11 protein-coding genes are annotated in these 12,185 nt (G+C 57.6%); all 11 read left to right on the top strand.

Annotation, left to right across the window (positions count from 1 at the left end; translation table 11 throughout):
• Window positions 1-14: 14 nt before the first annotated feature.
• The 11 genes from AAIS01_RS15595 (at window position 15) to AAIS01_RS15545 (ending at window position 12,078) form a co-directional block, all read left to right on the top strand.
• On the top strand, window positions 15-752 hold the full coding sequence (locus tag AAIS01_RS15595; RefSeq protein ID WP_343469668.1) for a cephalosporin hydroxylase family protein: 738 nt from the start codon (window positions 15-17) through the stop codon (window positions 750-752).
• Window positions 753-802: 50 nt separating this feature from the next.
• Complete coding sequence (locus AAIS01_RS15590) at window positions 803-3,736, top strand: TIGR00180 family glycosyltransferase (RefSeq protein ID WP_343469667.1); 2,934 nt, start codon at window positions 803-805, stop codon at window positions 3,734-3,736.
• A 231-nt stretch (window positions 3,737-3,967) separates the two neighbouring features.
• Window positions 3,968-4,894: a ketoacyl-ACP synthase III gene (locus tag AAIS01_RS15585; protein ID WP_343469666.1), complete on the top strand. Its 927-nt coding sequence runs from the start codon at window positions 3,968-3,970 to the stop codon at window positions 4,892-4,894.
• Window positions 4,895-4,977: 83 nt separating this feature from the next.
• Window positions 4,978-6,270, top strand: coding sequence for a motility associated factor glycosyltransferase family protein (locus tag AAIS01_RS15580; RefSeq protein ID WP_343469665.1), 1,293 nt, complete (start codon window positions 4,978-4,980; stop codon window positions 6,268-6,270).
• The gene (locus AAIS01_RS15575) at window positions 6,267-6,536 is read left to right on the top strand and encodes a hypothetical protein (RefSeq protein ID WP_343469664.1); all 270 of its coding nucleotides are present in this window, start codon (window positions 6,267-6,269) and stop codon (window positions 6,534-6,536) included. The genes AAIS01_RS15580 and AAIS01_RS15575 overlap by 4 nt, the downstream gene beginning before the upstream one ends.
• A 254-nt stretch (window positions 6,537-6,790) precedes the next feature.
• A complete protein-coding gene (locus AAIS01_RS15570; protein WP_343469663.1) occupies window positions 6,791-7,642 on the top strand; it encodes a flagellin domain-containing protein in 852 nt (283 codons plus the stop codon).
• A gap of 72 nt (window positions 7,643-7,714) precedes the next feature.
• Window positions 7,715-8,080: a flagellar protein FlaG gene (locus AAIS01_RS15565; RefSeq protein ID WP_343469662.1), complete on the top strand. Its 366-nt coding sequence runs from the start codon at window positions 7,715-7,717 to the stop codon at window positions 8,078-8,080.
• Window positions 8,081-8,162: 82 nt separating this feature from the next.
• A complete protein-coding gene (gene fliD / locus AAIS01_RS15560; protein ID WP_343469661.1) occupies window positions 8,163-9,596 on the top strand; it encodes a flagellar filament capping protein FliD in 1,434 nt (477 codons plus the stop codon).
• A gap of 133 nt (window positions 9,597-9,729) precedes the next feature.
• Window positions 9,730-10,125 carry a flagellar export chaperone FliS gene (gene fliS / locus AAIS01_RS15555; RefSeq protein ID WP_186654022.1) on the top strand — a complete coding sequence of 132 codons (396 nt, stop codon included), beginning with the start codon at window positions 9,730-9,732 and terminating at the stop codon, window positions 10,123-10,125.
• An 11-nt stretch (window positions 10,126-10,136) separates the two neighbouring features.
• Complete coding sequence (fliT, locus tag AAIS01_RS15550; protein WP_047226242.1) at window positions 10,137-10,433, top strand: flagellar protein FliT; 297 nt, start codon at window positions 10,137-10,139, stop codon at window positions 10,431-10,433.
• Between the two features lie 169 nt (window positions 10,434-10,602).
• Window positions 10,603-12,078 carry a sigma-54 dependent transcriptional regulator gene (locus AAIS01_RS15545; protein WP_047226243.1) on the top strand — a complete coding sequence of 492 codons (1,476 nt, stop codon included), beginning with the start codon at window positions 10,603-10,605 and terminating at the stop codon, window positions 12,076-12,078.
• Window positions 12,079-12,185 lie beyond the last annotated feature (107 nt).

Raw genomic sequence — 12,185 nt, 5'->3', positions numbered from 1 at the left:
CACGAGATTCGAACATGACCGACAACACGATCCATAAAGCCTTCGAAGCCCAATGCCAGACCGAAATCGCCGGTCAAGGCCAAGACCAGAAACTCGTGGGCCTGGCCAAGGAGTTTTTCAACGAATCGGCCCGCCACAAGTACAGCTACCATTTTTCCTGGATGGGCCGGCCGATCATCCAGTTGCCGCAGGACATGATGGCCATGCAGGAACTGATCTGGCAGATCAAGCCCGACCTGATCATCGAGTGCGGCATCGCCCACGGCGGTTCGATCATCTATTACGCCTCGTTGCTGGAACTGCAAGGCCACGGTGAAGTGCTGGGCATCGATCTGGATATCCGTCCGCATAACCGTGAAGCCATCGAAAGCCACCCGATGAGCAAACGCATTTCGATGATCGAGGGCTCGAGCATCGATGCGGCCATCGCCGAGCAGGTCCATGCTGCGGCCAAAGGCAAGAAAGTCATCCTGGTGCTCGATTCCAACCACACCCACGACCATGTCCTCGAAGAACTGCGCCTCTACGCGCCGCTGGTGTCGGTGGGCAGCTATTGCGTGGTGATGGACACCGTGGTCGAGGACATGCCGGCGGACTTTTTCCCGGATCGTCCATGGGGCCCGGGCGACAACCCGAAAACCGCGGTGTGGAAATACCTCGAGGAAAGTGGCGATTTCGAAATTGACCGGCAGTTGCAGAACAAGCTGCTGATCACCGTGGCGCCGGATGGCTATCTGCGTCGGGTCCGTTAATTCATCCGTATCAAATCATTGGCGTCTGGCAGGTTGTGGGGACAGGAAATATGCAGGTTCGAAACAATGCTCAAAGCAACGTGGCACCGCTGAACGAGCGGTTCACGGTGGTGGTGATCTCCCATAACCGCAGCGCGTTCCTGCGCCGGACATTGCATTACTACAGCAGCTATCCGTGTTCGGTGCTGGTGCTCGATTCATCGGTCGAGCGCGATGAGCAAATTGCCCGGGACTTTCCCTCGGTCGACTACCGGCACTTGCCGCAGTTCACCTACAAGGGGCTGCAAGACAAGTTGGTGTACGGCGTCAATCAGGTCACGACGCCCTACATGGTGTTCGCCGCCGATGACGATTTCCTGCTGCACGATGCCTTGACCGAGTCGGTGGAGTTCCTCGAAGCCAATCCTGACTATGGCCTGTGCCATGGCTACGGGATCATGTACCTGTCCTGTGCGACCGAAGTGAACTATTTCCGTCGCGATCGCAAGGTGCATGAGGACTACAACAGCGAACTGTCGGAAGACCGGGTGATCCGCTTCATGGATCAGTTCCTGCCGCCGTTCTATGCCGTGACCCGCACCGACCTGCTGCAGCAGTGGTACGGCATGCTGCCGCCAGGCACCAGTTTCGAATGGCAGGAAATCGGTCATACCTTTTACTTGCTGGCGTGCGCCAAGGCGCGGATCCTGCCGATTCCGTTTGCGGTTCGGGAAGTCAACTACGGCGGTTCAGAGCACAACACTAACGTGCTGACCGTGCTCACCTTCAAGGACGCTAAAAGCGTTGCCGAGCGCGAGCAATTCGCCGAGTTCCTGGCGTCCCTTCCAACTCCGCTGCGCGAGCAAGCGCCGGGACGTGCCAAGCAGATCGCCCTGGACAGCTTCGCGGTCATGGCTGACTGCTTGCAGCAGGGCCGTTCACTCAAGGGTACACAGATCATTCGTTCGGCCTGGTCCCAGGCGGGCGGTGAGCCGGTGCGTTCGTTTGGTCCGCAGCAGTTTGTCGAGATGCCTTTCTACAACCAGCGGGTATTCGATCTGCTGACCCAGTTCGAATTCCTGCTGCATGCCATGCCGGCCGGCCGCCTGCAACTCAAGCAACTGGAGGGCATTCTGCTGCGACAGCACGAACTGATGCGCCTGCAACCCAATGACAACGAGCGCACGGTGCGTAGTCGTTTGTGGGAGGCCCAGGGCCTCTACGCGTTCAACCGTACTGTGGTCAAACGCCTGGCCGAGTCGTTGAAGAACAGCGACGAGCCTGAGGAGGCGGTGAAGTTGCAAGCCTGGCTCGAGCGCTTGGACACGGTGCCGGGACAGCAGGATCGCCGGTTATTGGAGAACATGCACTCCGGCCGCTTGTTGAGCTGGCTTGAGGCGCGAAACCCCGATGCACAACAGCTCGAATCCATCGCCGCCCATCTGGCCGAACATCAGGGCGGACCGCGGTTCGGCATCCTGCTGCTGGACTTGGACGCTGACATGTTCAAGTTGCAGGCCACCTTCGACAGCCTGGTCAATGGCCATTGCAAAGCATTCAACGTCGTGGTGTTCACCACGGGTGACTTGCCGGCGACCACCACCGCACGTGACACCGTGCACTTCGTCAAAGTCAGCACCACCAATTACGTCGAGCGCATCAATCAGATCGTCGGGCAGTCCACTGCCGACTGGCTGTTGCTGGCCGAAGCCGGTGACCAGTTCACCCAAAGTGGCCTGCTGCGCGCCAGCCTCGAACTGATCGGCGCCGACGGCGTGCGCGCGGTGGCCATGGATGAAATCCAGCGCAAGGCCGATGGTGGCCTCACCGACGTGTTCCGCCCCGGGGTCAACCTCGATCTGTTGCAATCGGTGCCTTCGTTGATGGCGCGGCACTGGCTGATTCGCCGTGAGGTGCTGGCCCAGGCCCATGGCTTTACCGCGCAATACACCCAGGCCCTGGAACTGGACCTGCTGTTGCGCCTGATCGAGGACGAAGGGCTCAACGGCCTGGCGCATCTGGCCGAGCCGTTGTTGATCTGCAACGCCCCGGCGCAGGAAGAAAACCCTCAAGAGCGTCAGGTGCTGACTCGTCACTTGACTGCCCGGGGCTATCGCGCCCAGGTCACTTCGGCCCAGCCGCTGACCTACCAGATCGATTATCAGCACGCCGAGCGGCCACTGGTGTCGATCATCCTCGAGAGCTGCGACAACTTCGAACACGTCCAACAGGCGTTGGTCAGCGTGCTGCAACGTACCCGCTATCAGCGTCATGAAATACTGATCGCTGACAACCACAGCCAATCCGAGGAACTGGTCCAGTGGCTGGACAGCCTGGAAGGCAAGGGCGAACGGGTTCGCATTCTGCGCAGCGACCGACGCCTGAGCGCGTCGGCGTTGTACAACTGGGCCAGTGGCCAGGCCAAAGGCGACTATTTGGTGCTGCTGTCGGCCCAGGTGCAAGTGGTCAATGCCAACTGGCTCGACAGTCTGCTCAACCAGGCCCAGCGGCCTGAAGTGGGAATCGTCGGCAGCAAGCAGATGGACATCCGCGGTGTCACCACCCAGGCCGGGCTGGTGCTGAAACCCGACGGCCAGGTGGGCTCGGTGTTTGTTGGCGAACGCAAGGACGCCAAGGGCTACCTCAACGGCCATCAGGTGGAGCAAAGCTTCTCGGCGGTGTCGGGCGCTTGCCTGATGATTCGCAAGGACCTGTTCGAAGCTGTGGATGGCCTGGACGAGGAGCACTTCGCTGATGCGTTTGCCGACGTCGATCTGTGCCTGAAAGCGGCCGATGCGGGTTATCTCACCGTCTGGACCCCTCAGGCTCAGATGCTGCACCCCGGCACATTTGTCGAAGCGCCACAGGCGGCCGGCGCCCTGCAGGACAAATGGCAGGCGCGCTTCGAACACGACCCGGCCCGTAACCCCAACCTGGCCTTGACCGGTACCGGCTTTGCGCTGGGCACCGCCACGGCGGTGGACTGGGCGCGGTTGCTTGCATAGGGCCTGTCACTACATTCGTTGTTGCTGATTAGGCCTTTTCAAAAAGGCTTAATCAGTAAAATCGCGTGACCTGTGAGTCATAACGCGCATCTTCACTGTATTGTATTGACCGGGAAGATGGCGCCTGGCCCTTATCAGGCCCAGTGATAGCCCTTTACACTTCCCGTTTGTCGGCGCCCCTCGAATCCTTGCGAGCGGTGGTATTGGGCTGTTTTTAATTGGGAAGCCGTAATGATTGGCATAAAAGGCATTGCGAGCTACGTTCCTGTAGCCGGCGTGGACAATTACGCACAAGGTGCGAAGTTTGACAAGGACGAAGAGTTCATCCTGGGCAAGATCGGTTCCGCCTTCTTGCCGCGCAAGGATGACGGGCAGGAAACCTCGGACCTGTGTGTAGAAGCGGCCAATGCGCTGTTTGCCAACAATCCCGGACTGAAGCGCGAATCTGTCGATGTACTGATCGTCGTTACCCAGAACGGCGACGAAGAAGGCTTGCCTCACACGGCGGCCATCGTTCAGGACAAGCTCGGTTTGCCAACCACTGTCGCCGCGTTTGATATCTCCCTGGGCTGCTCGGGTTATGTCTATGGCCTCTACGCCATCAAGGGCTTCATGGAAGCCGCCGGCCTGAAAAATGGCCTGCTGATAACGGCGGACCCGTACTCGAAAATCGTCGATCCGGAAGATCGCAACACCACGATGTTGTTTGGCGACGCCGCCACCGCGACCTGGATGGGCGAGGATGCACCCTGGCATTTGGGCAAGGCCAAGTTCGGCACCGACGGTTCTGGTGCACCGCACCTGAAGGTCAGCGACGGCGTGTTCTTCATGAACGGTCGTCAGGTGTTCAATTTCGCCTTGATCAAGGTGCCGGCCCATTTGCATGAATTGCTCGCCGATTCCGATCTGCAGGCCAGCGACATTGATGCCTTTTGCATTCACCAGGGCAGTGCGGCGATTGTCGATGCGGTGGCGCGGCGTTTCGAGGGCGAGCCGGAGAAGTTCATCAAGGATATGGTCGAGACCGGGAACACCGTGTCGTCGAGCATTCCATTGCTGCTGGAAAAGCACGTGCTCGATTCCGACTGGAAACGCGTGGCGTTAAGTGGTTTTGGCGTGGGTCTGTCCTGGGGCTCGGCGATCATTTATCGTCCTTGAGCCGTTAAAGCCCGGCACAAAAAATAGCGTTCAAGGTGTAACCTTGAACGCTATTTTTTTGCCCGATGGAAAAGCGAGACGCCATGAGCGAGTTCTTTGAGCGCAATTTCCAGGTGATCGAGCAACGTTGGCCGGCTCTGGCCCAGCGGTTGCTGCTGGAGAACACCGGTGAGTTGCAAGCCGATCTGGTGGAGGGCCTGGGTTCGACCCTGAGCATCAATGGCATCCAGTTGACCAGCCGACATGACCGTCTCGCCGAAGCCGATTTGCAAGCGGCCAGCCTGCCGCAGGGCGCCAACGCGGTGCATGTCTACGGCACCGGGCTGGGGGATCTGCAAAACCTGCTGCTGGAGCGGGTAGAGGTCGAGCGCCTGCATGTGCATATCCTCAATGGCTCAGTGTTCGCTCTTGTGTTGCAGTTGCTGGACCAGTCGCCATGGCTTGCTGACCCGCGGGTCGAAGTGCTTTATGCCGGCGATCTGGCGGAAATCCAGCTACCGTTTTTCGCCCTGCCTGCCGAACTGGTGCTGGCCGATGATTTCAACGCGAAGATTCGCGATCGATTGATCAGTGAAATCCATCTGGCCTTCAATAACCGCGAATTTAACCCCCGAAGCCCGGAGATCATCGAGCGTTTGCAAGCCACCTTCGGTCTCGTACAAAGGGATCATGATGTTGCCGAGCTGTTTGGCACCCTCAATGGACGCGAAGTTTTTGTGATCGCCACCGGGCCGAGTCTCGAGCAACATTTCGAGCGGCTGCGCGTGCTGAATGAGCAAGCCGAGCGGCCGTTGTTGATCTGTGTCGATACGGCCTACAGACCATTGCTCAACCACGGCGTTCGGCCGGATATTGTGGTCAGCATCGATCAACGCATTTCGGCACGCCACCTTCCGCCCGAAGACACGGGCGACATTGCCCTGGTTTACCTGCCCATGGCGGATCCATCGGTGATTGAAGCCTGGCAGGGTCGTCGTTATGCCGGTTATTCCGCCAGCCCTGTCTATCATCAAATGCGCCAGCAACTGCCTCGGGGCAAGCTGAACGTAGGTGGCAGCGTGATTCATCCAGCCGTGGACCTGGCCGTCAGGATGGGCGCGGCGCAAGTCACCTTGTTCGGAGCTGATTTCGCTTTTCCCCATGGCAAGACCCATGCGGGTTGGGGCGATGGCGACCTGGGGCCACGATTGGACGTGGCAAAACACTGGGTGCTGGATGGTCATGGTCAGCGCGTCAAGACTCAGCTCAACTTCCGTAGCTATTTGTGTGAGCTGGAGCGTTTTATCGCTGGGCACCCTCAGGTGCGTTTCTATAACAGCAGTCGGGATGGGGCGATGATCATGGGGACTGCTTTTCATCCGGAGTTTGTGCGATGAGCGGTCTTAAGGTTGTGATCGAAGACGCGCGCGGGTGTGCTCGACTGTTTCGTCTTGGTCGCGATGTCGAGGCGGGGCTGGCGATGGTTGCTGTGATCGAGGCAGCGCAGCCTTTTGTCGAGCTTATGCCTGGCGATGTTCAGTCATCCTGGGGCGGCTTGCTCGGCTTGATGTTCAACGATCAGCAGGCTCAGAACTGGCTATCGCTGGCGGATTATCTTGAGTACGAGCTGGTTGACCTGTTGACCGCTGGTCAGGCGGTTTAAGTCCTTTTCCCCCTTAGCTTTGGGCCGCTGCCTGATTGCAGGGTGCCCCGGCATTTCCCTGACGTCATTTTTTAACCTTCTGGACGCTGCCAAGTCCTTGATTTACGAGGGGTGGCACCCTGATGGCAAATTTTTTGAAAAAACCGCTAAAGCAAGTTCCGATTACGACGATAACTATTACGAAGGTTCTCTAGGCCACACCCGGCGGTTGCCAGGGCCGGAAGCCGCAGTACCCAACCAACGAGGAATTCGTCATGGCTTTAACAGTAAACACCAACGTCACATCGTTGAACGTTCAAAAGAACCTGAACAAGGCTTCCGATGCTCTGTCCACTTCGATGACTCGTCTGTCTTCCGGCCTGAAAATCAACAGCGCTAAAGACGACGCCGCCGGCCTGCAGATCGCTACCCGTATGACCTCGCAAATTCGCGGTCAGACTGTTGCGATCAAAAACGCCAACGACGGTATCTCCATCGCTCAGACCGCTGAAGGCGCTCTGCAGGAATCCACCAACATTCTGCAGCGTATGCGTGAACTGGCCGTCCAGTCGCGAAACGACTCCAACGGTACTGCTGACCGTGAAGCTCTGAACAAAGAATTTGCTCAGATGTCGGACGAGCTGACCCGTATCGCCGAGTCGACCAACCTGAACGGTAAGAACCTGATCGATGGCTCCGCTGGTACCATGACTTTCCAGGTCGGTTCCAACACCGGTGCTACCAACCAGATCACTCTGACCCTGGATAGCGGCTTCGACGCTGCAACCTTGAGCGTTGACTCTGCCACCATCACTATCGTTGGTTCCGACAGCACCGACTCTGAAGCCAACACCTCGGCGGCAATCGATGCAATCGATGCGGCTCTGGCAACTATCAACGCCAGCCGTGCTGACCTCGGTGCTGCACAAAACCGTCTGACCAGCACCATCTCCAACCTGCAGAACGTCAACGAAAACGCCAGTGCTGCACTGGGTCGCGTACAAGACACCGACTTCGCTGCTGAAACTGCCCAGCTGACCAAGCAGCAGACTCTGCAACAGGCTTCCACTTCGGTTCTGGCCCAGGCCAACCAGCTGCCATCCGCTGTACTGAAGCTGCTTCAGTAATAGCTGGATGAGTTTTAGCGGGGGAGTGCGCTTGCGTACTCTCTCGCTTTTTCCGTTCAAGAGGTGATGGACATGGATATGAGCGTGAAGCTGAACTTGTCTTATCCAGCTGCGAAGCCGGCGACGACAATTGCCGACAAGCCAGTGGAGAAGCCTCGAGCCGATGCTGCCAGTGTGGTACCGGTCAAGGATGAGCCAAAAGACGCAGCGGTCGAGCAGGAGAAGCTGAAGAAGGCGGTTCAGGAAATCGAAACCTTCGTTCAGTCGGTCAAGCGCAACCTGGAGTTCTCAATCGATGAGCCTTCAGGCAAAGTGGTCGTCAAAGTGATTGCCAGTGGTTCCGGTGAAGTGATTCGCCAGATCCCTAACGAAGAAGTGCTTAAACTGGCGAACAGTTTGAATGATGCAAGCAGCCTGTTGTTCAGCGCACAAGCCTGACAGCTGGCACGAATTTTGTTGTTGGGTTCTTTTGAGCGTTGTAAAGGTCAAAAGGCCGGCGACACACTGAAGGGAGTCCCACATGGCAAGTCCAATTCTACCTGGCTTGGGTTTAGGCTCTGGCCTTGATACCGGTGCTATCGTCAAGGCGTTGGTGGATTCTGACAAAGCAGCCAAGCAGGGTCAGATTGACCGCGCCACCAAGACCAATACGGCCAATATTTCGGCGATCGGCACCCTGACTTCGCTGCTGGCTACCTTCCAGTCCTCGCTGAAGGCCTTGGGCAGCACGACCACGCCTCAATTTACCGGGGTTGCCGCTACTTCGGCCAACACCAGTGCGTTGACGGTGACTGCGGGTAACTCGGCTGTCAGTGGCACCTACACGGTAGAGGTCACTGCGTTAGCAACCTCTTCAAAGGTTGCGACGGCCGCTTTCGCCGGTGGTCCTTCCAGTGCGGTGGAGGCTGGTACCCTGACGATCAGCCAGGACGGTAAGGATTTCGCCCTTGATATCCCTGCCGATTCGACGCTTCAGTCGGTTCGCGACGCAATCAATAGCAAATACTCCACCAGCGGACTGACTGCCAACATCGTGACCGACAATTTCGGCTCGCGTCTGGTGGTAGGCTCGACCAAAACTGGTGCGGGTAGCGATATTTCCCTCAGCGGTATTGCCAGTCTGGAAGCGGATGGCTCTGTGTTGATGGGGGCGCCCAGTGCGACGTCCTCTGGCTCCATCGGTCTTGCGCAAGATGCAGTATTCAAAGTTGACGGGTTATCGATGACCAGTCCAACCAACAAGTTGGATAACGTGATCTCGGGTTTGAACATGACGTTAGTCGTCGCGGGCACCGGTCCCACAACCGTTACGGTAGCCGCGAACACCGACGGCCTGAAAGCTTCGATCCAGAAGTTCGTTGATGCCTATAACGCTATTGCGAAGGCCGTAACTTCCCTGACCAAGCCATCTACGGATGCCGACGGTAATTCGGTTCCAGCGGCATTGACAGGTGACTCGTTGCCGCGTTCGCTGTTGGCGGCCATTCGTGCGCCTTTGTCCGAAACCGGTGCCGGGGATAAGTTGACCGTGTTGTCTCAGTTGGGGATTACCACCAACCAAACGACTGGAGCCCTGGATTTCGACAGCATCAAATTCGCAACTGCCGTGAACGATAAACAGTTGGGAGGGGAAGTACAGACCCTCTTCACGGGAGAAAATGGTCTTCTTGAGCGCATGCAGAGTGCAATCAACCCCTACACGGAGACCGGCAAGAAAGATGCGAATGGGAAGGCCGTCGATAACATTCTGATGGCTCGAACCAAGAATCTGGAGGTTCTCAAGACGAAACTGAGCGAAGATCAGTTGGCTCTGGATCGCCGAATCGAAACCCTCACTGCGGTGCTAACCAAAAAGTACAACGACATGGATACCCTGGTAGGCAGGCTGAAAGCCACCGCCAGCAATATCACCTCCATGTTCGAAGCGATGACGGCTCAGCAGAAAAACAGCTGATTTCACCTGATACAAAAAAGCCCGGCAGCGTTTTGACAGCGCTCCGGGCTTTCGGCTTTTTCGATCTAAAGTTTTTTGACGCGGCGTCGATACGCTGTTCATACGAACCGAAGTTTTTTTGATGAGGTAGAACATGAATCCGATGTTAGCCCTTCGCCAATACCAGAAGATTGGCGCCCAGGCGCAAACCTCCGAAGCAAGTCCCCATCGTCTGGTGCAGATGCTGATGGAGGGCGGGCTGGATCGCATCGCCCAGGCCAAGGGCGCGATGGAACGTAAGGATATCGCCAACAAAGGCGTACTGATCAGCAAGGCCATCGGCATCATTGGTGGCTTGCGTGAAGGCCTGGACCTGGAAAACCAGGCTGAGTCGGTCACCGAGCTGGATGGCCTCTATACCTACATGATGAAGCGCCTGGCCGAAGCCAATGCCAAGACCGACCCGAAGATCCTCGACGAAGTCGCCGATCTGCTGAGCACGGTCAAGGAAGGTTGGGATGCCATCGCCGCCCCTGGTCCGCAATTCTAAGGAGCACGCTCATGAGTCTTGTCTTGCAGCGAATCGAACAAACCCGTGATGCCCTGGTCGGAGCCCTGGCCGAGCGCAACTGGGAGGCCATCGGTCAATTGGACCTGGCGTGCCGTTCCTGCATGGAAGACGTTCTGAGCGAGCCCGAGGTAGACGAGGCGGCGTTGCGGAGCAATCTTGAGGAGCTGCTGGGGGTCTATCGGCAACTGCTGGAAGCGGCGACTGGCGAGCGTCAGGCGATCGTCGACGAGATGTCGCAGATCCATCAAGCACAGAACGCGGCAAAGGTTTACCATCTGTTCGGTTAACGCTCAGTTAATCCGAACAAAGTGCGCCATAAATTTGACTGTGCACGGTTTTTTGACTTAACTAGTGGCTGTTTACAGATTTCAGGCGTCTACAGGCATGACAAGTCTGCAAGCGTCTAGCTTGCCCCCAAATTCCGGGCATTGAGTTGACTAGGGAAGTTGCTATTGCATGTGGCGTGAAACCAAAATTCTCCTGATCGATGACGATAGCGTCCGCCGCCGCGATTTGGCGGTGATCCTAAATTTTCTTGGTGAAGAAAATTTACCCTGCGGAAGCCATGACTGGCAGCAGGCCGTCGGCTCTTTGTCGTCCAGTCGTGAAGTCATTTGCGTCCTTATCGGGACCGTAAACGCACCCGCAACACTTTTGGGCTTGCTAAAGACACTCTCAACCTGGGATGAGTTCCTTCCGGTTCTGTTAATGGGCGAAAATTCTTCCGTTGACCTGCCTGAAGACCAGCGTCGCCGGGTGCTTTCCACGCTGGAAATGCCACCCAGCTACAGCAAGTTGCTCGATTCGCTGCACCGCGCCCAGGTTTATCGCGAGATGTACGACCAGGCGCGTGAGCGCGGTCGGCATCGCGAACCCAACCTTTTCCGTAGCCTTGTCGGCACCAGTCGGGCGATCCAACATGTTCGCCAGATGATGCAGCAGGTCGCCGATACGGACGCCAGTGTGCTGATTCTGGGTGAGTCGGGCACCGGCAAGGAAGTGGTGGCGCGCAACCTGCACTACCATTCCAAGCGGCGCGAAGCGCCGTTCGTGCCGGTCAACTGTGGCGCGATCCCGGCCGAATTGCTGGAAAGCGAACTGTTCGGGCACGAGAAGGGCGCGTTTACCGGCGCTATCACCAGCCGGGCCGGGCGGTTCGAGCTGGCCAACGGCGGCACGCTGTTTCTCGATGAAATCGGTGATATGCCATTGCCGATGCAGGTCAAGTTGCTGCGCGTCCTGCAGGAGCGCACCTTCGAGCGCGTGGGCAGCAACAAGACCCAGAGCGTCGATGTGCGAATCATCGCCGCGACCCACAAGAACCTCGAGAGCATGATCGAGGTCGGCAGTTTCCGCGAAGACCTCTATTACCGTCTCAATGTTTTCCCGATTGAAATGGCACCGCTGCGTGAGCGGGTCGAAGACATTCCGCTGCTGATGAACGAGTTGATTTCGCGCATGGAGCACGAGAAGCGCGGTTCGATCCGCTTCAACTCGGCGGCAATCATGTCCCTGTGCCGCCACGGCTGGCCGGGTAACGTCCGCGAGCTGGCCAACCTGGTCGAGCGCATGGCGATCATGCATCCTTACGGTGTGATCGGCGTAGTCGAGCTGCCGAAGAAATTCCGCTATGTCGACGATGAAGACGAGCAAATGGTCGACAGCCTGCGCAGCGATCTGGAAGAGCGGGTGGCGATCAACGGCCATACACCGGACTTCACCGCCAATGCCTTACTGCCGCCGGAAGGCCTGGACCTCAAGGATTATCTGGGAGGCCTGGAGCAGGGCCTTATCCAGCAGGCCCTGGACGATGCCAACGGTATCGTGGCCCGCGCCGCCGAACGTTTGCGCATTCGTCGTACCACCCTGGTGGAGAAGATGCGCAAGTACGGCATGAGCCGTCGTGAAGGAGATGAACAGGCGGATGATTGACGCCTGTTTTCCAACCGTCTGATTTTTCAGGCGGTTTTTTTTCGGCACGGGTATTGCTACATCCCTCGCAACGTTCCGTTTACTGACGGTCAGCCAAGCGAGAGAGC

The organism is Pseudomonas halotolerans (assembly GCF_039581215.1).
GTDB lineage: Bacteria > Pseudomonadota > Gammaproteobacteria > Pseudomonadales > Pseudomonadaceae > Aquipseudomonas > Aquipseudomonas tehranensis.
Note: the sequence above shows the minus strand (reverse complement) of the source record. Positions and strands in the feature narration are given on the sequence as shown.